General features: G+C 54.4%; 14 protein-coding genes. 5 read left to right on the forward strand and 9 right to left on the reverse strand.

Going from position 1 to position 21,650, the window contains the following annotated elements; all coding sequences use genetic code 11:
- Positions 1-337: 337 nt before the first annotated feature.
- From HY028_02190 to HY028_02205, 4 genes are all read right to left on the reverse strand, one after another.
- A complete protein-coding gene (locus tag HY028_02190; protein ID MBI3343673.1) occupies positions 338-1,225 on the reverse strand; it encodes a hypothetical protein in 888 nt (295 codons plus the stop codon).
- Positions 1,226-1,581: 356 nt separating this feature from the next.
- Positions 1,582-2,427 (reverse strand): transposase, encoded by an 846-nt coding sequence (locus HY028_02195; GenBank protein ID MBI3343674.1) that lies wholly within the window; start codon positions 2,425-2,427, stop codon positions 1,582-1,584.
- 290 nt (positions 2,428-2,717) lie between these two features.
- The gene (locus HY028_02200; GenBank protein ID MBI3343675.1) at positions 2,718-3,215 is read right to left on the reverse strand and encodes a hypothetical protein; all 498 of its coding nucleotides are present in this window, start codon (positions 3,213-3,215) and stop codon (positions 2,718-2,720) included.
- Between the two features lie 46 nt (positions 3,216-3,261).
- A complete protein-coding gene (locus tag HY028_02205) occupies positions 3,262-9,507 on the reverse strand; it encodes a VCBS repeat-containing protein (protein ID MBI3343676.1) in 6,246 nt (2,081 codons plus the stop codon).
- Positions 9,508-9,723: 216 nt separating this feature from the next.
- Between HY028_02205 and HY028_02210 the strand changes: the two genes are divergently transcribed.
- The 5 genes from HY028_02210 to HY028_02230 all read left to right on the forward strand — a co-directional run bounded on the left by HY028_02210 (position 9,724) and on the right by HY028_02230 (position 16,314).
- Positions 9,724-9,990 carry a type II toxin-antitoxin system RelB/DinJ family antitoxin gene (locus HY028_02210; protein MBI3343677.1) on the forward strand — a complete coding sequence of 89 codons (267 nt, stop codon included), beginning with the start codon at positions 9,724-9,726 and terminating at the stop codon, positions 9,988-9,990.
- Positions 9,977-10,258 (forward strand): type II toxin-antitoxin system YafQ family toxin, encoded by a 282-nt coding sequence (locus HY028_02215; protein ID MBI3343678.1) that lies wholly within the window; start codon positions 9,977-9,979, stop codon positions 10,256-10,258. The genes HY028_02210 and HY028_02215 overlap by 14 nt, the downstream gene beginning before the upstream one ends.
- A gap of 130 nt (positions 10,259-10,388) precedes the next feature.
- Complete coding sequence (locus tag HY028_02220; protein ID MBI3343679.1) at positions 10,389-14,219, forward strand: methyltransferase domain-containing protein; 3,831 nt, start codon at positions 10,389-10,391, stop codon at positions 14,217-14,219.
- Between the two features lie 6 nt (positions 14,220-14,225).
- Entirely contained in the window at positions 14,226-15,047 is an 822-nt protein-coding gene (locus HY028_02225) for an ABC transporter permease (protein ID MBI3343680.1), read from the forward strand.
- Positions 15,037-16,314 carry an ABC transporter ATP-binding protein gene (locus HY028_02230; protein MBI3343681.1) on the forward strand — a complete coding sequence of 426 codons (1,278 nt, stop codon included), beginning with the start codon at positions 15,037-15,039 and terminating at the stop codon, positions 16,312-16,314. The genes HY028_02225 and HY028_02230 overlap by 11 nt, the downstream gene beginning before the upstream one ends.
- Positions 16,315-16,326: 12 nt before the next feature.
- On the opposite strand, the gene HY028_02235 is transcribed toward HY028_02230, so the two are convergent.
- The 5 genes from HY028_02235 to HY028_02255 all read right to left on the reverse strand — a co-directional run bounded on the left by HY028_02235 (position 16,327) and on the right by HY028_02255 (position 21,561).
- Positions 16,327-16,929 (reverse strand): methyltransferase domain-containing protein, encoded by a 603-nt coding sequence (locus tag HY028_02235; protein MBI3343682.1) that lies wholly within the window; start codon positions 16,927-16,929, stop codon positions 16,327-16,329.
- A 64-nt stretch (positions 16,930-16,993) separates the two neighbouring features.
- Positions 16,994-17,968 carry a peptidylprolyl isomerase gene (locus HY028_02240; GenBank protein MBI3343683.1) on the reverse strand — a complete coding sequence of 325 codons (975 nt, stop codon included), beginning with the start codon at positions 17,966-17,968 and terminating at the stop codon, positions 16,994-16,996.
- Positions 17,969-18,081: 113 nt separating this feature from the next.
- Positions 18,082-19,026 (reverse strand): PKD domain-containing protein, encoded by a 945-nt coding sequence (locus HY028_02245; protein MBI3343684.1) that lies wholly within the window; start codon positions 19,024-19,026, stop codon positions 18,082-18,084.
- 402 nt (positions 19,027-19,428) lie between these two features.
- Complete coding sequence (locus tag HY028_02250; GenBank protein ID MBI3343685.1) at positions 19,429-20,958, reverse strand: hypothetical protein; 1,530 nt, start codon at positions 20,956-20,958, stop codon at positions 19,429-19,431.
- 189 nt (positions 20,959-21,147) lie between these two features.
- A complete protein-coding gene (locus HY028_02255; GenBank protein ID MBI3343686.1) occupies positions 21,148-21,561 on the reverse strand; it encodes a hypothetical protein in 414 nt (137 codons plus the stop codon).
- Between the last annotated feature and the right edge of the window lie 89 nt (positions 21,562-21,650).

Below are 21,650 nucleotides of genomic sequence, written 5' to 3' on the forward strand. Positions count from 1 at the left end.
CGCCAAGGCTTCCCGCAGGCGGGGCAACAGATAGCGCGGATACAGCGGATCGGTTCCCATAGCGTCCCATTGCAACCCTGACTATCGTCCAATTGGAAGTCTTCAGACCGTCCAATTGGCAGCTTATCTACCGTCCGCTTGGGAAGCTTACGACTCAACCTGTCCCTCATTCTCGTGTGCTCTAGAAAATGAAAGTGCCCATAAATATAAACGAGAACCTTTAGTACATTCTCATGCCATGGAATGATACCCAAGTCCAATTAGGCTCAAAGCTTTGCTCAATACCCCAATGAACACCATCTATTGCAATTATACCTCCGTTGGGCAACGGGTCACTCTAGAGGTTATTACGGCTGGCCAAACCTAAGCACTCAAATGTAGATCTCAGATTCACGTTGTAGGTAGCTTCAGCATACTTTGTCGGCGGTAACTGGGTGAGATTTGTTCCACATCGTCTGTTTAATTCATTGACGGTAATATGGAGGATGTCCGCACCGGGGTACCAGAACGATTCTCTTATATTCCAGTTCCAGTGGTTGTTAATCTGCCCTCCAGGCAGACCACCATCGGGGTTTCTTTCAAGCAGATATAGTATCAGCATTCGAGGTTTACTGGCCCAATATGAGGTTGCCACAAAGAATGCGGAATTAGCATTGCTGGAATATGGTGATATGTCCCAGATCTTGGCGGTGAAGGTTATATTTTGTGGAGACACCCAGTAGCGAAGATAGGCGGGAACATTACCACCGTTTCCACGATTTAGCTTAGCTCCGAAAGATAAAAATGGAGTTTTGTTGCAGTTGGGAAATTGAACAGTATTAAGCACTAGGCTGGCACGCTTAAATGTATCCCCGGCATAGCTGTTCCCGATAGTAAATCCGAATACTCCATTGCCTGGATATACAACAGGTTTGTTTTGACTAGGCGGCCCGCTGTTACATGAGTCCACGGAATAGGCCCGCTCATTATTCGCGGATACCACCCAAAAATTGTCTTGAGGTGGCGGGCTTGCTGAACTTGTAGAATTTGAATACGGAAACGAAGCAGGCGGTGAGTTACAAGGATTCTGATTGGAGTAGAAAGCGGCCCCTGCACCCCATGCTGTTTTATCATCTATATTAGGATACAAGCATGTGCCAGTTGTAAGGGTGTTGTAAACTGTACCTTCATTAGTTGCGTTGTAATCCGTTCGCCACCGGCCATTGACAAGGCCTTCATCCCACAAGCCATATGCGTATAAAGATTCTGAAACACAACTAAGATAAATTTGCTTTTCATAACATCCTCCTAATTTTAGGTTGGTGAATGAATCCTTATATCAGTACTGATTGGGATGTTTCTCCATGCTATACAGCAGTAGCTAGGACCCCCAAGCTCAATGTCAAGTGCAATACCTAGGAATAGTAGTAGGAATAGCAAATAGTAGCAAATAGTAGGGTCAAGAATAGGCAAATAGTAGGGTCAGGCCTTACATTTGACATGCCTAGAGAAAAATAGTAGGGTCAGGCCTTACATTTGACATGCCCACTCCAATAGTAGGGTCAGGCCTTATTTGACATGCCCACTCCAATCTCAAACCACTCAACCCCTTCCTTCTACCCGTTTTACCACCCTGCTCACTGTCGCGTAACTAACCCCAAAATGTTCACCTACCTGCTCAAGGGTATAGTGCCCACTAAAATAGGCCTGAGCCATGCTTTCATCGCGTTCCTTATAGCGTTCTGCAAAATAGGATAACGGCTTTACCGGGGATTGCTTTTGTTTCTTGGGAATATCCTTTAGAGATTGCTCTGGATTTAGTTTACTTTGCATGTCGTCAACAAATTCATCATCGCCCAAATATATCTGATTCTTCAATTTTTGCCAGGGTGAAGGCTGCCCTTTTCCTTGCTGAACAAAGTCGCGATAGTGTTGTTGTGCGACATTTTTAGTTTTCGCAAATCCACCCAGCACCCAATCCGTTGTTAGGCAAGCTGGACTTTCTTCATGACCAGCCGTTGCACGATAGCTGCTCCATGGCCAATCTCTGGCGCTCCGCACCATGCGCGCCCTGACCGGGTTCAAGGCCACATAACGCGCCAATTCAAGAAGGTAGGTGTCTTTTTGCACCAGGATGGCTTTGAAGCGGCCTTGAAATACGTGGCCTACGCGCTGATGCTGCCGATTGTAGTATTGGGTGTAGGTGCCATTGAGAAATTTCATGCCCTTGGAGAGGGTAGGCGCATGGGTTTCGATCAGCAAGTGGTAGTGATTGTCCATCAGGCAATAGGCATGGCAATACCAGTCATACCGCTCTACCGTATTTTGTAGCAAAGATAAAAACTGCTGACGATCGCTGTCGTCAGCGTAAATATCAGCTTGAGCATTGCCGCGTGCGGTTACATGGTAAAGCGCACCTGCAAATTCAATCCGCAAAGGCCGCGCCATCTCTGCCTCCTGTCATATTACGTCCGGCACAGGATAAAACGTAATGACAGGGATGTCAATTGTAAGGCCTGACCCCATGGTTGTGCATGGTTGTGCCTCCTGTCATATTACGTCCGGCACAGGATAAAACGTAATGACAGGGATGTCAATTGTAAGGCCTGACCCCATGGTTGTGCTGTGTTTTTGGACCCTGTGTTTTTGTGAACTTATGCATTGTAAGGCCTGACCCCGTGGTTTTCGTGGTTTTGCGTGGTTTTGACCCTATGTTTCGCTATGTTTCCTACGTTTCGCTAGAAGTGAACATTAGCAATAGACCACTGTCCTTCCTCTAACACCAAAGCCAATATATATGTCATCGTTCCTCGATAACCTTCTTGCTCCCATCTTACTTGCAGGGATATTTCTATGCTGTCAGGTAAGAAGACATTTACATAATTAACTTTATAGCCCTGCCACACACGCTCAGCCTCTGATAGTGGAATTGAATATTGTTCTGGTTTTTTTATATTGTAAACCCTACCGATAGTGTCTTTGTATTGCTTTGAGAGCATCGCATACCTTTCCTGATTCGTAGTCCCGCGAGCCCAATATGCATCTACTACTCGTAGCGCATTGATCATTTGTGGCTTTGTAATTTCCTTTTGGCATTGGTTCACATCGGCCATTCCTGACACAAGTAATAATCGCGTAATTTCGTATTCATCAAACACACAAGAAGCCGAGGCGTGAGCGCTAAAAAAAATAGCTAGCACCGCGCATAAACTAGCCTTGGAAGTTGAGTGAGTCATTGAGCACAGCTCCTTTTATTTGCAGAGCGAAGAACTCGGAAGATTGTTAGGGAGGGATGGACCCATAGTTACCATTCCGATCATATCCCCACTGCGCTGGATTTTGTGGCGTTCTTCCCGGCCGCATATCCACATGCACATGGGGACCTTCTCCATTTGGTCCACGGTATCCTTCTTCGTACCAACCTATCCCGCTAAATAATCCGCTACTTAATGCTTGGTTTGCGGTTTGTAAATTCGACTGACCTGGCACATATATATCAGCTGCGTTACCCAGTACATGCTGACTCTGTGATCCAGCACCCAAATTGGAGCTAGCGGATCTGTTACCACCCGTGATAACTACATCGTAATCTTGTCCAATGTAATTGTTGAAGTTCTGCAGACCTTGCTGGACTTGAGGTGAGATTGGGTAATTGTTGGGATTACGCACCTCTGCGACTTGTATTTGCTCGCCGGTAAAGGCACCTTCACTTGGTAGTGACTGCGGCTGATGCGCCTCCGCATTCGTCGCCCACGAAACTCCCGCTGTAAAGAACGCCAAGCCCGGATCACCCCCCGTCAGGGCCGCGGCGCCCGCCCCGATACCGCCCGCCACCACGGTGCGCAACACCGTGCCGCTCAGATCATTGCCGCCCAGGTTCGGGACTTGCGGCAGCAGCGCGGTGGGGGCGGCGCCGCTGAGGAAGCCGCTGAGGAAGCTGCCGCCTTGCGATGCACTGACCGCGCCATTGAGGACGCCGTGGGCGACTACGTTCTCCACTGAGCCGGGGGTCGGGAAGGTACTGCCGATAGCGCCACTGATACCGCCGGTGATGGCTCCTATTAGCGCTCCTTTAGCCCCGCCAACGATGGCCCCCGCGACGGCGCCGGTGACAGCTCCAATGCCCACGGTGCCCAAGGCGGCCGGGAGCAAGGGCGGCAATACCACCGCCACCACGATGGCGATGATCGGCTTGATAAACTTCTTGAGCTTTTTAAAGAGCTTCTTGAGGAAGTAGCCCGAGGGGTCAGTATAGCTTAACGGGTTGTTGTTGACATAGCTGTAGCGGTTGAGGCTTTGGCTGTTTCCAGGGTCTTGGATGTGGGGGTCGGCGCTGAGGAATCTCGCCAGCCGGGGGTCGTAGACCCGGCCGTTCATGTGGATGAGGCCGACGCTGTCGAGCATTTCGTGGCCGGTGTAGCCGTGCCGGGTGATCTGGCTGGTGAGTTGGCCCCAGGGGTCGCTCTGGCCGCTGGGGTTTCTGCGCTTGCCCCAGGGGTCGTAGCTCAAACGTTCGGTGACCTTGCCGGCCTCATCGGTGAGGGTGTCTATCGAGCCCAGGGGGTCGGTGTGGAAGTAGTAGACCTTTTGGGTGGTGACGGCAGGGGTGGCCGCGGTGTCGGTCTTTTGGATGTGGACGGCGATCTGTTCCTTGCCGGCGGCGATGTAGTGTTTGTGCTCGGTGACGGTTCCCTTGGTGACCTTTTCGTAGTGGACGCCGATATCCCAACGGGGGTTGAGGTAGATCGTGGTGCTGGCGGGGCCGTCTATGTAGGGACGGCTTACTTGTTTGACCCGGCTGTGCTCGGGGTCGTAGCTGAAGCTGACGCTGGCCTCTCTGTAGGTGATCTGGCGGGGGACGTTGAAGGAGGTGTAGCTGATGCTGCGCCCTCCTCCGCTGGTCTGGTTGCCGTTGGCGTCATAGGTGTAGTCGGTGGCGATTTGGCCCAGGGTGGTGCGGGTGACGGCGTGGGGGCCGGCGATGTTGGTTCCCTGAGCGCCGTAGGTGTAATAACCGACGTCGGATTTGTAGGTGAGGTTGCCGATGCTGTCGTATTGGTAGGTGTTGGTGCCGACACCCGTGATGCTGGAGGAGGTTAACCGGTTGAGGCCGTCGTAGGTAAAGGTTTCGGTTAAATTCTGGTTGGCGTCTTTGCGCTCTAGGAGGTTGCCAATCGCGTCATAGCGGTAGTTGAGGTATTGGACGGCGCTGCCCGCCCCTACCCCGGTGCTGATGGCGGTGACGCGGCCCAAGGTGTCATAGCTGTTGACGGTGCTGAGGCCGTTGCCGAGGGTTTGTTGGGTGAGTTTGCCTTCGGCGTCTTCTGCATTGGCCTGCCAGTAGAGGGCGTTGCTGGCGCTGTTGCGGACTTCGCTTAAGTAGCCGTAGGCGTTGTAGAGGTTCTTGACGGCGAAGCCGGTGGGATAGGTGGTGGCGGCGAGCCGGCCGAGGCTGTCGTAGGCGCTGTCCAAGGTGTAGGCGACGCCTTCGATGGTGGTGGCGACCCGGCTGGGGCGGCCGAGGCTGTCGTAGGTGTGCACCCGTTGATAGCCGTTGGGGCCGCTGACGCTGGCCAGTTTGCCGATGCCCTTGACGGCGCTGTCGTAGCTCCAGGCGCCGATGCCTTCGGGTTCGGTGCGGTTGAGCAGGCGGCCGAGTTTGTCGTAGCCCATGATGACGACTTGGCCTTTGGCGTCGGTCTGGGTAGTGAGTTCGCCGAGTGTGTTGTAGGTGTAGGTCCAACTGCCCATGTCGGGATCGGTCATGGCGGTCTTGCGGCCGCGCAGGTCGTAGCTCATGACGATGGCATGACCCATGGGGCCGGTGGTGCGGGTGACGTTGCCAAAGGGGTCGTAGGCAAAGGTGTTGGAGCCGTTGAGGGCGTCCAGGCTCTGGATAAGCTGGCCCTGGCTGTTGGTGATGCGCCTGGAGATCTGGTTCAGGGCGTTGGTAAGGGTGAGGGTGTAGCCCTGATAGGCGGTGCGGGTGACGCTACCGTCGGGGGCGGTCTCGGTCAATGGACGGCCGAGGATGTCATAGGTGTAGCGGGTCCAGAGGATCGCGGCGCCCGCAAAATAGGGGCGCGAGGTTTGTTGGGTACGCCCTAAGGCATCAAATTGGGTGTCCCGGTAAACGGCACGGCCGTCGAAGCCCTGGCCTTGGCTGCGTATCTCGCGGCCCAGTTTGTCCACATAGGAAATGGCGGCAGGATTGCCGGTGCTCTGAGTAGTGACAAAATACGCCGCGAGCGCGGGACAGGTGGTGTTGCAGGCGCTGTAACTGGTCGTAGTCTGAGTGCCGTCGGCGCGGGTCTCTAATATCCTGCGGCCGAAACCGTCGTACTGCCAGGCCGTGGTGAGACTATTCGGGCCGGTGAGCGAGGTCATCACGCCGAAGCGGCCATCGTAAGCGCGCGCCTCGGTGTGGCCTAAGGCATTGCTGGCGCTCAGCGCAAACCGGCCGTCGGCGCTGTAGCTCATGGTGCTGGTGCGGCTCACGATATTGGGGCCGCTCACTGTGGTGGATATCCGGTTGCCAAAGGCGTCGTAGCCGTAGTCGGTAGTGAGGCGCAAGGTTGCCGAGTCGGGTTCGATGACTTCACTGGTCAGCAAATTGCTGTTTGCTTGATAGGCAAACGCTGAGGTGCGCGTGGCCGTGGCGCCGCTAGGCAGCGTGCTGGTAATCTGGCTGCGCGTTACCCTGCCCAACAACCAGGCGGTTGGATTATCCGTGTAGGTATTGACCGAGGTCTTGACGAAGTTGCCCGCCGCCTCGCTCGTCGTGGTGGTGGACGTGGTGGGATTGCCGTAGCTGTCGTACTGGCTGTCGGTGGTGGTGGTGGCGAGTAACGCGCCCTGGCCCGCAGCAGCAAGGTCATGGCGCTGTTCAACCGTGCGCGAGGCAAACGGGTATTGCACGGTAGTCCCCGTAAGGGTTTGCGCCGACCAGGTGGTGTCCGTCCGGCTGAGGATGGTCGTCCCGCCGGCCAAGGTGCGCACACTGCTGTAAGGCAGACCTATGTAGGGATGATCTTGCTTGTAGTAAGTGGTGGTCCAGAGGCCGGCGGTGTCGTCTTTGCTGATGATGGAGCCGAAGTCCAGGAAACCACGGCCCTGCAGGTGGATTTTTGCCCCTTGGTAGTAATAGCTGGCCAGGTTGTCCGAGCCGACCCCGTTACTGACGGCGACCGAGGCGACGACATAGTACGCCCCCTGAAAATCTTGCACGGGATAAACCGCGGTGTTTTCCTTGCTGTAAACCAAGGGGTCGCTCAGGGGTTTGTGGGTGATAGCGGTGCGGGCGCCGAGGCCGTTGGTGACGCTCGAGAGCAGGTCGGGCATAGGGCCGGCATTGAAGATCGAGGTGATACGGATGCCCGGATTGAGGTACTTAACCCCCAAGAAATCCGCCTTGCCGTCACCATTGATATCCGCCATCTTCCAGACCCAACTCCAATAGGAGTCAAGATCCATTACCAAGCCGAGCGTAACCGAGGCATAGCCCTTCCAGACGCCGTCGCCGTTCGATAGCCAACTGTCCATGCGGGTGTCTTCTTTCAACGAATTGGTGTAATCGGCGCGGATCAAATCGGCCTTGCCGTCGCCGTTGACGTCTTCTAACTTGAAATTCCCCGGGAAGAAGGAATTCACCACATTGCTGGGGATCATTTGTGCGTTGTACTGCCAGTAGCCATTGCCTTGCGAAAGCAGGGTCTGGGTGAACAGCGTGGTGGGGGTGTTCTGAGTCAGATAAACCAAATCGGTCTTGCCGTCGCCGTTGACATCACCCGGCTTCCACTTGGCAAAAAAGTCCGGGATGCTGTAGTAGTTGCCGTTATAGCTGCTGGCCCCGGTAGGGGTATAGGCCATGGCCCATGTGCCATCACCCTTAGAAAATAAAGTAAACACCCAATGGTATCGGGTAGCGTAAGTATAGTTCCCATCAAAAAACTGCCAAATCAGATCAATCTTGCCATCGCCGTTGATATCGGCCGCCTCCATATTGGAAATATCACTGATTAAACCGAGGCCGGTTGCCGGAGGTGTCATATAGTTCTGGAGCGTCCAGGTACCGTCGCCGTTCGATAACATCGTGTTGACGGTCATCTGATAAAGCTTGTAGACACCACTCACGGGCGTGACGCGGATCATGTCCATCTTGCCGTCGCCGTTTGCATCGCCGGCCTTCCAGTCAAGGTCATAATTATTGCCCACCCAGACCGCTTTGGGCTTGGGCGTCCATGTGCCATCGCTGTTGGCAATCAAGGTGTAGATTTCATTGTCCGGGGCGCCATAACCCACGTTCGTTGTCTTGACACACACCACATCCGCCCTGCCATCGCCGTTCACGTCCATGGGCTTGCAGGTGTATAGGTTCGCCGTAAAGTCCGGATAGACGTCTTGCGTCTTGGGGGTCCACGTGCCGTCGCCATTAGAGATCAGGGTGTTTACCCGCAGACCCGGATTCAAATAGGCGGTGCTGACCAAATCCATCCGGCCGTCGCCGTTGACATCGGCGGGCTCCCAACCGGCGTTAGGCGAACCCGGCCAGGGATCGTTGGCGCGGGTGGTCCATTGGCCAGGCGGGCTGTCTAGCCAGCCGAAGCGGGTGGCGGGCAGACACACGCCGTCACCGGCGCATCCGGTGAGGCTGGTCAGGCGGCTGCGTCCTGTGGCCGCGCCCTGATCGTAGGCGAGCCGGTAGTCGCGCACCAGGGTCGCGCCCGCGTAGGTTTGGATGTTGGTCAGCCTTACCGTTTGTTGAGAGGGCCGCGAGCCGTTATCGTACATGGGCACGATATCAGGCCGCGTCGCATAGACAAAGCGCACCGACTGTTGCGGCGCTAAACCGGTAGTAGCGTTGCCGGTATAGGTAATCTGGGTGGGATAATACTGGCCATTGAGGCCGTCGTCGGTGTAGGTGGCGGTGAAGTAGTTACCGAGGCGATCGGATATTTTATTGAGCGCCCAGATCTGGGCGGCAACGGTCGTGCTCACGCTCCGCTCTATCCGCGCGTCATCGGTGACGCCGTATTCCAGGATCTGGCCGGATTTGGTCCAGGCCTTGAAGTACAGGGGAGCATCGCCTTGGTCGCCGTAGGAAATAACACGGGTGAAGCTCTCGCGCTCGGTGCGGTATTCCGTGCCATTCGCCCCATAGGCGCCGCTGATGGCGATGAGCCGCTGACCGTCTAAACAATAACGGGCATTGGCGTCGCCGCTCACCCCGTCTTGGGCGATCGTGGTGGGACAGCGATGGATGGCCGAGAGCCCGTTCAATAACCAGCCCATCCCGGCGATGCTGTTGCCGAGGTGGCTGTTGTAACCCAGGCTGAGTTTTGGTTCGACACCCGCCGTACCCGGAGGAACCACGATGGGCACGCTATACGTGGCGGCGCCCGCTTCGTCTACCTTGAATACCCCCGCCGTCGTCCCCACCGGCGCTGTGGCCGACCAGGCTACTGAAGAACACAGCAACAAAACCAGCCCAATAAAAAATCCGGGCCGGGCGCCATAACGAGCAGCCATGGGATCCCCCAATTTAGATTTAGTGGTTGACTAAATTACAGAGGGGGGGGGGGGCAGTTTGTCAAGAGGTTTTTATGAATTTTTTATGACTCGGTGCTCTCTTCCACAAGAATGTGGGTAGACAGGTTGCTGCTTCTCCCTTGTGCTTCTCCCTTGTGCAGTTGACAATAGATGAAAATTGGGCTACATTGTGGCTCATTTTAAGAGGTTTGAGATATGGCTGCTAATACTGTTGTCCGTGCGCGCATAGACGAGCACATCAAAGAAGAGGCTTCCGTTGTTCTGGCGGCGATGGGGCTGACTGTTTCCGATGCTTTTCGCATCATGCTGACCCGCGTGGCGCGCGAAAAGGCGCTTCCTTTCGAGCCGCTGATCCCCAACGATGTGACCATTCAAGCGATAAAGGACGCGCGCCGTGGTGTCAAGATGAAATCGTTTAAGAGCGTGGACGATCTGATGGCAGACCTGAATGCGGACGATTGACCGGACAAATCAGTTCAAGCGGGACTACAAACGTGAATTGAAAGGCCAGCATCGCGCGACGCTTGAGGGTGATCTCGTCAAGGTTTTGAAAGTGCCGGGGAGTGATGTACCACTGGCCGAGAGGTACCGCGACCACGCATTAACCGGCGAATGGAAAGATTCCCGCGATTGCCACATCAAACCCGACCTCGTGCTGATTTATCAGAAGCCCAATGACAAGGTTTTGCAGTTGGTGCGTCTTGGCTCGCATAGCGAACTTGGATTGTAGCGGGAGCGAACGGCCAAAAATGCTGGCGCACTTGTGAAGGCGGGGTCACAGACGGGCATCGCCAGACTGCGAGGCGCCCGTTATTCAACATCCTATTAACGACCCATCATAAAGCCCTATAATTACGGCCATGCCTTTAGCCCCCCCCGAGTCCCATGCCTATACCCGCCGTCTTCACCCGGATGGCCAGGACTCGCTGGCCAAGATCGCCCGACTGATCGCCCCTCATGCCGTCGTACTGGATTTGGGCGCCGGCCCGGGCGCCCTCGGCCAATACCTTTCCACCGCTAAACAATGCACCATGGACGGAGTGGAGTACGACCCCGCGCAGGCTCAAACAGCGGCCCCCTTTTACCGAAACCTACAGGTGGCCGATCTTGAGCAGGCGGACCTTACCAAGATTTTTGCGGGGCAGCAGTACGACTATATCGTCTGCGCCGACGTGCTGGAACACCTGCGCAATCCCGGCCATGTCGTGGATCAATTACCGGATCTGCTCAAGCCCGATGGCCGCATCCTGCTCTCCATTCCCAATGTTGCCCACGCGGGCTTGATCGCGGACCTTCTGGCGGGAGAATTTCGTTATGGCCCTGAAGGTCTGCTGGATGAGACCCATGTGCGCTTTTTCACGCGCAAATCCCTCCTGGAATTTCTTCGGCAACACCGTCTGCGCGCATTAAGCCTGGATACGGTAAATATAGACATCCGCGCCTCCGAGTTTCGCGCTCGCCACATAGACGCCCTGCCCCCCAAACTGTACCGGTACCTGCGCGCACAACCCGATGCGCTGACGTACCAGTTCATCGTTGAGGCGGCGCCTGCCGATTGGATTGCTCAGCTACCCGATCTACCCGCTACGATAACCCCTCAGCCGGAATTGCACTTCGCCTGCCAGCTCTACTGGAACACACGGGATAACGATTACCGCGAAGAAAATAGCCTTACGTCACTCGCGCAGATTGGAAACGATCGGCAACTGATCGAGCTTGCACTTCCCTCTTTGAATGAAGAACTCACCGGACTGCGGTTCGACCCTGCCGACCGCCCCGGTTTTCTGCATATCCATAGCCTGTCGCTGGTCGGCCAAAACGGGGAGATTGTATGGGCTTGGGACGGAGAGAGGGCGACTCTTGAACAGAGCCGTCACCGGCAAATGGCGTTTGCGGACAGTTGGGCGAAGCGATTTGGTGTAACTGCTCTCCTCACAGGCGAAGACCCCAGCATCGAGCTACCGGTTTCCCCCGGGCAACTTTCCAAGCTCCGGGAAGGCGGCTCGCTCAGAGTAGAGATCTCATGGCCTATGTCGTCCGATTACATGGCCCTTGCGCAGCGCATCCTGAATCCTGATGCCCAGTTGCAGCGTATGACAGCCATGCGGGCAGAACTGAATATCTTCAAAGAAGAAAAGGCCGAGCTGGAGAACATAATAAATCAGCTCAGATCTGCGCAAGAAAATCTTGAACAAGAGCGTAACTCGCTTAATGCCCAACTCAACACGCTGGCCACACAGTATCACGCACTTGAGGCCCAACATGAACAACTGACCGGCGAGCATGCCAGACAGCGCAGCGAGATCGAGCAGATCCGTCAGGCGCTTAGCGAAATTCACGCCTCAAGGATCTGGCGTTACAGCCGCCCCTATGTGCGACTCATGACCTCACTCAAAGCATCTCTGCGACGTTTCGCCCCTACCGTAGCACCAATGCCTGGCGCCACGCCTACATCCAATATCCGTAGCAGTTCACCCGCCCAACCGCGCAGCGAGGCCGTGGACATCATCATCCCCGTCTTTCGTGGGCTGGAAGAAACCAAACGGTGTATTGACAGTGTGCTTTCCTCCGCCACCACCACCTCCCATGAAATCATCGTCATCAATGATGCGAGCCCTGAGCCTGATCTGGTAAACCATCTTAAAGAACTTGCAACGGCAGGCACCATCACGCTGTTGCACAATGAACAAAATCTTGGCTTTGTGGGGACTGTCAACCGCGGCATGCTGCTCAATCCCGAGCGCGATGGTGTCCTGCTCAATAGCGACACCGAGGTCGCCAACGACTGGCTGGACCGGCTGCGCCGCTGCGCCTACAGTGAGGGGAATATCGCCACCGTGACCCCCTTCTCCAACAATGCCACCCTCTGCAGCTATCCCAAAATTTGTGAAGATAATGCGTTACCGGCCAGCTATGATGTGAAACAGCTCGATACATTATTCAGTAAGATCAACCGAGGCAAGAGTCTGGACATCCCCACGGCGGTCGGCTTTTGCATGTATATACGTCGCGACAGCCTTGATGATGTCGGTCTCTTCGACGCCAAGCATTTCGGCAAAGGCTATGGCGAGGAAAATGACTTCAGCCTGCGCGCCGCAAACAAGGGGTGGCGCAATGTACTGTGCGCGGATACCTTCGTCTACCATGCCGGCGGGGTAAGCTTTACTGACTCAGGGAATCCGCGCAAGACCCAGGCCATGGACGTGATGCGCCGCCTGCATCCACACTATGAAATGCAGGTGCACGCTCACATCCAGCAAGATCCCGCACGTCCCCTGCGGCTTGCGGTGGATATGGTGCGCTTGCGGCAGGATCCCACACCCCTGCTTTTGTTCATCACCCACGACCGTGCAGGAGGCACGGAGAAGCACATTCAGGAACTGGTACGGTTGCTTGCCGGTTCGGCGAGGGTGCTGTTGCTCCGGCCCTGTGCGGATGGCCAAACCGAGCTTTCTTGTTTGAGTGGAAACGAAGACTTCCATCTCTTTTTCGACATCGAGCAAGACTATCCCGAGCTGCTCAATGTGTTACGTGCATTGCAGATACGGCGTATCCACTTCCACCACACCCTGGCGATCCACCCTCGCCTCTTTGAGCTGCCCAATGACCTGGGGGTTGCCTATGATTTTACCGCGCACGACTACTATTCCGCCTGCCCGCAGGTCAGCATGTCCAACCTCCGGAACAGTTACTGCGGAGAGCCCGATGAAGACGGCTGCAATCGCTGTTTAAAATTCGCCCCGGCGCCGGGCAACGTAGGCATTCACACCTGGCGCGGCAGACATGCCGAACTCCTGGAGCACGCCGAAAGAGTCTTCACTCCGAGTCTTGACGTAGCACGCAGGCTCAGCCGTTATTTCCCCTCCGCACGGTTCGTATTATCGCCGCACCCCGAAGACGACAGTGACAACTACCCGGTCCCCGCGCCACCCCCTTTAGCCAGCGCCGAAGCTTTACGAATCGTTGTACTGGGAGCATTAAGCCCGCTGAAAGGTCCTGATATCCTGGAAAGCTGTGCGCTCGATGCGAAGCGGCGCGGATTGCCCCTGGAATTTCATCTCATAGGCTACGCCTATCGCAGCCTGGTCACCGCACCGCGCAGCAACCTGACCGTCACCGGCCCTTATACCCACGAGGAACTACCGAATCTGTTAGCGCGCGCCAATCCCCATCTCGCCTGGTTTCCCGCCCAAGTCCCCGAGACGTATAGCTACACGCTCAGCGAATGCCTGCGCGCCGGGCTACCCGCAGTATGCCCCAATCTCGGCGCCTTCTCCGAGCGCCTCGCCGGCCGGGCCTGGAGCTGGATACGCCCCTGGGACTGGAGCGCCGAAAAATGGAATGAGTTTTTTATAACCGCTCGTACAGAACACTTCTTGACCGGCGCTGTCCCCAAAGCTTTAGCCGGCGAACCCGTCACCGCCGACTTTTCCTATCAGAGTGACTACCTGGTAGCTAGCTCATCCCCCATTCCTGATACAGAAACAAGAGAACACCCGGAGACCGACATCAGCCTACAAAAGTTTGCCTACCCCAAAAGCCATCACACCCCCAGCCATGCCAGCGCCGCTAAAGGCAAACTGCTTCAACTCATCATCGTCCTGCGCAGCGCACCCTTGTTGCGCAGCGTGGCAAAACGTATACCGGTACCCTGGCAGACCCGCGTCAAAACCTGGCTGTTGGGACATTGATAGCGCATGCAAGATAACCCATTCAATCCCGCGACAATCGTCACGCAAGTGCTGAGGCATAGACACCTGATCTGGCAATTGACCAAGCGCCAAGTCATTGGCCGTTACAAGGGTTCATACCTAGGTATCGCATGGTCATTTCTTTACCCATTGCTCATGCTGGTTGCCTACACATTCATCTTCAGTGTGGTCTTCAAGGCGCGCTGGAGTGTGTCCCCTGATGAAAGCAAGGTCGAATTTGCGCTCACCTTATTTTGCGGGCTGATCGCCTATCAGTTATTTTCGGAGAACGTGACACGCGCCCCCGGCCTGATTCTCGAAAACCCAAATTATGTAAAAAAGGTCATCTTCCCACTCGAAATACTACCGCTCTCCGTTCTCGGCGCGTCATTGATACACTCCCTCATCAGCGTAGGTATTTTGCTGCTCGGGACTATCCTTCTGATGGGGAAACTATCCACAACCCTCTTTTATCTCCCCCTGGTCTTTATGCCCCTGCTGTTCCTTTCTTTGGGGCTTTCCTGGATATTGGCTTCATTAGGCGTCTTTATCCGCGATTTGCAGCAGCTAGTCTCCGTTGTGGTCCAGTTACTCTTATTCATGAGCCCGATCTTTTACCCGGTCACGGCCCTGCCGGAAGCCTTTCGACCCTGGATGCTGGCCAATCCCTTAAGCTCCATGATCGAGAATTTTCGACGCGTGCTGTTATGGAACATGCCCCCGGATTGGCACTGGTTGGCGTGGGGAACCTTACTCACGGCTTTATTCGCACTGGGCGGTTATGGGTGGTTTAAAAAGACTGAAAAGGCCTTTGCCGATGTCATCTGAAATCGCCATCTCAGCCAATGGGGTCAGCAAAAAGTATTTACTGTATGAGCGGCCGCTAGACCGTTTGAAGCAACTCCTGTTGCGCGGCAGAAAGAATTACTACCGGACATTCACTGCATTGGAAGATATAAGCTTTGACATTCCAAAAGGCCGCACCCTGGGCATCATCGGCCAAAACGGCTCCGGCAAATCCACACTACTGCAAATCATCTGCGGCACTTTACAACCCACCTCGGGCGGGATTCGAGTCCATGGCCGTGTCTCGGCGTTGCTGGAGCTGGGCAGCGGTTTCAATCCCGAATTCACCGGGCGGGAAAACGTGATCCTGCACGGAGCATTGATGGGGTATTCCCCAGACGAGATGGTTGAAAAGCTGCCGGCCATTGAAGCCTTTGCCGAGATCGGCCAATTCATAGACCAGCCCGTAAAAACCTATTCCAGCGGCATGTTCGTGCGCCTCGCCTTCGCCGCCGCCGTGCATGTCGAGCCGGACATCCTGGTGGTTGATGAAGCCCTGGCTGTCGGTGATGTCGCCTTCCAGCACAAATGCATGACACGCATGCGCGAATTCATGCGTCAAGGCACCGTGATCTTCGTATCTCATGATATTGCCGCGGTAACTTCTCTCTGCCAGGAAGTCATTTGGCTGGAGCACGGCCAAATCAAAGAAAGAGGCGATCCCAAGACAGTGACCGGTCACTATCTGGCCAAAATGCTTGAAGAAATCAACCGGACACAACAACCCACCAAAAAAATGTCGAAAGACATACCACTGGCTACAACCGCGCCGCTCGAAAATCTGTTTAACTTGAACCTTGAAAAACACGAGTCATTCGGCACGCGAGGCGCAGAAATCACCGGGATTGCCATTTATAACGAGAACCACGACACCGTGAACGAGGCATCCTGCGGCCAAACCCTTTATGTTCATGTAACCGCACGGAGCAATACAGACATCGCCCATCCCATCATTGGTTTATCCTTGATGAACATCAAAGGCAGTGAAATCAGTGCGACCAACACCGATTTTGAACAGGCACGGCTTAGGGCGTTATCGGCTGGAGAGACTTGTACAGTCCGGTTTAAGATCAAACTGCCGGAAATCGCCGCGGGGAGTTACTCTCTCTCTTGCGCCATCGGTGACGGCGCTCAGAGTTCGCACAAGATGCTGCATTGGGTGCACAATGCCGCTATCTTGCAGATCACCACCCTACGGCCTGTACTGGGTTTGATAAGGCTGCCTGTGGAGGTAAGCAGCAATCAATAGTTTCACCCTCAATCAAACCAGTCTCGAAAGGCAGGCAGATAGGATTCGCCTTGTGTAATCCTTTGCTTTCATGAAACCACCAAGCTTCGGCTTTCTGCCTACAAACATCGTATCCTTCCATTCGTCGCTCCCGTCCAGGTAATTTTTAGATTCCCATTGGGTAGAAACAGAAAGAAGTTCAAGATGCGCAAACCGCGCCAAGGCCGTGAAGCCGTCAGGATAAAATCTCCAGCAATCCACTGGGTACCGGTGCTCATGTCCTCCTGCTGGTGCGATAATACAACACAAGCCACCTGGCTTCAGCACACGGGCAATTTCAAGCATGGTCAACCAAAAATATTCTATATGTTCAAATGCCTGCCCTGAAATAAGGACATCAACAGACTCTGATTTGATTTCACGCCACCGATATGGATCGGCCAAGACAAGATCAACATTACTTCCCGCGGACATATCTACTCCAATATATCGCCATGCCGGCATATTAAAAATGGATTTATATGTCCCATTAATGTCCTGGCTACCCAGATCAAAGATGGTAAGTTGCTCCTCTTGCCATCCACCTAAATACTCATTCCTGAAGGTGAGCATCTTGTCGAGTGAACTTTGATGCATAACTGATTACGATCACTTCATGTATCTAGGGCATGACATAATGAAGGCAACAACTCCTATACATTTATTTCGCCTTCGCCCCAATCTCAGCGGGCGCCCCTTTAAGGGGTAAGGCCAGGGGAATATCTGAAATAGGCTTATATAGCTTATCAATCGCCTCAAGATTCACATAAACGCCATCGGCTGAATTCGTCTTGACCATATAGCGGCCGCGCACCTCGGAGAAATACTTTTGCTCTGCCTCACTTATCATCCCCGCCTTGATCTCATCAAATGTGCTCTTGTGACCAGGGACACGGTCTTCAAGACGAATAATATGAAAACCAAAGTCCGTCTTTACCACTGGACTGATATCCCCCTTCTTCTTAAGCGCATAGGCGGCCTGTTCAAAATCCTTGACCATCATCCCGGGGCCAAAGAACCCCAAGTCGCCTTGATTGGTCCCTGCGGAAGCGTCTTCCGAGTATTTCTTGACCAGCTCGGCAAACGACTGCTTGCCCTCCAACACCTCGGCGCGTACCTTGTCCGCCAATTTCTGAGCGTCTTCTTTAGTACGCCCTTTTATTGTAATAAGGATATGGGAAACCCGAACTGATTCCGGCGTCTCAAACTGCTCGGGGTGAGCGATATATTTTTCCTTCGCCAAGGCCTCAAAATCCGGCCGCGGCGCTTCCTTGACCACCGCATCCAGCCTCTCCTGCGCGAGAAACCTGTCCACCACCAGGGCCATTCTGTTACGCACCAAGGGATCTTGATCTAGCTTGGCGTCGCGCGCCTCTTGCGCCAAGGTCTTCCTCACGTAAAGATCTTCCAGTACCTTCTTGATCGCCTTCTTGTCGTGCTGGACCTGCCCTCGGGCAGAGTCACTCAATTCTGCAAGCTGCGCCTCGAAATCGGCCTCAGTCACTTCGACAGGACCCTTGCGCATAAATATAGTGCTGGCCGCGCCTATCACAGGATTAACCGGCTCCTTAGCCTCCGCGACAACACTGAGCGCCAGCATCACGGCGCTAAGTCCCATTACCTTCTTAAGTTTCATTTCTCTCACTCCATTTGCGATTCTGAATCTACACAGGCCGGGAAGTATACCAGACACAGGCAAAAAAAAACCCGCTCCGGGTCTTCCCCGGAGCGGGCCGTTAAGGCCGAGTATTACTTAAATTCGACTGTTACGCCACACGTCGCCCCAGCCGGACAGTTGTCGGTAATGGTGTAGGACGGATCTATGGGTGAGCCGCTGGTTCTGTTGCCACTGCGGATATTGATGTAATAGTCGCCTGTAGCGATCGGGCACTGGTAGTCGGAGGTGCTGTTCTGCGTATAGAACAGCGTGCTGTACCCCCCCTCCCCACGGCACAGATAGGTCAATGGTATGCCGGTCTGGCTAAAATCACCCGGACATTTCGAAATATTGACGATAACTGAATTCGAACTGACGGTATTATTTGGTACCCAGCTTAGTTGTCCGGAACGGGATGGGTTCGGACCATCCGCCGTGAACTTGAGGGCAGCAATCTCATTTTGCTGAATAGGGTACAACTTCTTGCCTGTCGTGCCTTGGGGTGTCCATGCCACAGTGTAATTAGTGACCCTTAACCCAGCAGGAACGGCAGGACAATTACCTGGCGGTGGCGTCGACGACGTGACATTAACCGTCACTGAGTTTGAAGCAGCTCCGGCGCCTGAGCCATTAGTCCCCGTCACTGTGTAGGTAAAGCTGCCCACACTGGGAAAGGCGAGTGTCGCTGAGGAACCTGAGGCAGTTGGCGGCCCGCCCGTCCAAGCATAACTGGCCGGGCTGTTCGTGCAGTTCGCCGTCAAGGTGGAGGTCTGTGTCGGCGAAATAGCCGTTGCAGACGCACCTAAGCTACAAACTGGAACGCCGAGGAGGAGGCCGCCGGAACCGCCAGTACCGCCAGTACCGCCAGCAGGCGTTCCGGTGACCGTGACATTTCCCGCGGAGTCGATGCTCACACCCGTGATAGTACCGCCACTGTTAATACCACCACTGAGGGTTAATACACCTGCACCGCTGATCTGGGTCGTCAAGGCAAGGGCCAAGACGGCGGCTACTCTGGAAAGATATCTGATCTTCATGTAATTAAACCTCGCTGTAGTGAATAAGCGTCAGGGGCTGTAACTGCGCAGTATTGTGCTATGCAATAAGCATGCACGTCAATAATAATTTTCTTACAGTCTAGACAAATCTAATCTAACTCTTTAATCAAAATAAGATTTTTTTCCTGACTGCTAAATACCGAAAAGAGTCGGGCAAAATACAGCGGCAAGTTTTTGTCACTTGCTGGCATAAACCGTCGTACCCTGATTAGACATTTTGTCACGTACCTTCGCAACATGACCCACATGCTTAATTAACCAGGGAATGCAGAGTAAACAAAAGCAAAAAGCAGGTAAAAAAAAGCGGGGCCGTTAAGCCCCGCTGCTATAAGCCGCATTTGTATCAACCCACTAGGGAGCTGGTTAGTGACTGTCGTATCACTATTGGATGCTGCGAGTAAACCTATGGTCAAACGACACACCATAGTTAGCCAACACACCCGCAGTTACATTATTGTTAACAAAGTTCTCGACAGCGAAGCCGATCACAGGCAACCCGTTGTACCGCGCACCAGAAGGAGGCGGGCCCTGGACACTAAACATACGATGCAACGGATCGTTGAAGGTCAGCTTCATCCAGCCGTTTTTCTCCGGAAAATCCGTCGGGACGTTGACATTGAGCTTCAGCTTGTCAGACTTCAGGGCGTTGGTGTTATTGAAGGTAATAACATTGGTTTCCCAGCACAAGGAGTTGACACCGCCAGCGGGCTGCGGCGAGAAGTCCAGTTGTGATGTCGGAGTACGCTCTTCACGATCATAGATGGTCAGCGAAACCGTCTCACAGGCGCCGCCCGTGGTCGGCGGGAAGGTAGTCGGGTTGTTCGTACCCGGCCGCGAGCCACCCGCACCAAAGTTGGTGGTGAAGGGTTGTCTTACCACCAACGGGTTACCTACAGAGCCAGTCCCGCCAGGATGCACGACATAAAGTTGCTTGGTCGGATGAGTGATAACCCAGTCCGTAGACGCAGCCAGGCCGGCTTCCACCGTGTACTCATTCAAGACATCCGGGTGCATCATGGTTGCGGTTACCGCATTAAGGCCCGCTGAGGGTATGGGAGCGGCCGCCCAGCTCTGACTCACAGCGGCACCGTTGTTAAATACAACGCTGGTAGGCGGCGCAGCGCTGGTCAGGTTGGGCAGCAAATCGCCAGGACCGCTATGCAATACAATATTCGTATTGAAGGAGTCCAGCATCGTGGCGTTAACCTGGTTGCCCGTTCCGCCTGCGCCATTAATATAAAAGGCACCCGAGTAGAGACCGCCTGAGTTAAGGCCTACGCTTGTCGCAGTAGCGCCTCCACCCCATGTGGCTGTGGCACCCCAAGCGTTGATCAGATTGGTGCAGCTAAATGGCACGCCATTAGTGTGGGTCGCCCAGGCATTCGGCTTGAACGGAGTTTGGTTTCCGGCCACCGCCGTTCCCGACGCATCGAGGGAGTCGCTCAGGGTACCCATCTCGATGATTTCAATGTGCCCCTCGCGGGTACGCGCCAAGGAGGTGTCTTCACCGTCGAAACCACTGGTAGGGCCGGTGGGGCCGGTGTACTGGAAGTTACGGAAGGCGACGCCTGCCGATGTAACCGTAGGAACTGTGCATGTCTTGTCGTTAGTGAGTATCTTGGCCCCGGTGGTGCCATCAGCGGTAATTGCGGCGGTCCAGATGTCATTCCTGGAGAGGTAGACGTTAAAGTCCAACACCTCTCGGCTGTTCTTGCCCTCCAGAATACGCACCTTCACGACCTTGCCATTGGCGGTGGTATTGGTGACATAGATATAAGTGTCGGTACCGCCCTGGACGGTATAGTAGGGGATCAATGCAACCTGCCCCAGCCCGTCGGGATTCACATTTACCGCGCCCGCGGTGCCCGCGATGGCGGCAAGTACTGCGGTTGTCAACAATTTCTTCTTCATTTATACACTCCTTTTTGCTGGGGTTGTACTTAAGTTATCTAAGCTGTGTTGCAGCTTGTTTTATGGGTGCTGCATGTTTTACAACAAAAACCATGACCAGTGCAAGTCTTTTTTATACTTAATTTTACGGCGTACTGTCATCACCTCGTCATAAACTGCTTACTCACGGATGGCCAGCCCCGACTCGGCTCAGGGGATGTACCACCATTGGCTATCCACTTTTACCCACTTCTCTGTTACACCGTTTTTCATCTGATACTCTTCAAAACCCTTAACCATCGGGCGGTAATCCAAACCTAGCTCTACTGTGCATAGCTCCGGCTGGCACTTCACGGACTTGAGTTCAGCTTTTTTCCACTCTACCAGACCACTCTTAAGTTTTGCTTCGTAGGCGGCATACGGCGTGGCGCTACGGTATCCGGGGCCAAGGTAGCCATAAGCCTTTTTGAAATCACCCGCCATGAGCGCATGCCAGCGTTCAACGGCGCGTTCCCCGACCCGCTCTTCATCTGTAATCGTGCTTTGCCATGCTAGGTAGCCCGCTATAGCCACCACTCCGAGCACAGCTACCAGCCCTGCTAAATATTTTCTAACGCGGTTCAACCTTGGAGTTCCTTTTCCTTAAATTCGCAAGCCCTAATTCACTCAATGCATCTGTCTATCGGTAGACATTGAGTAGGGCCGCTCCAAAG

It is taken from the genome of Gammaproteobacteria bacterium, assembly GCA_016195665.1.
GTDB lineage: Bacteria > Pseudomonadota > Gammaproteobacteria > SURF-13 > SURF-13 > JACPZD01.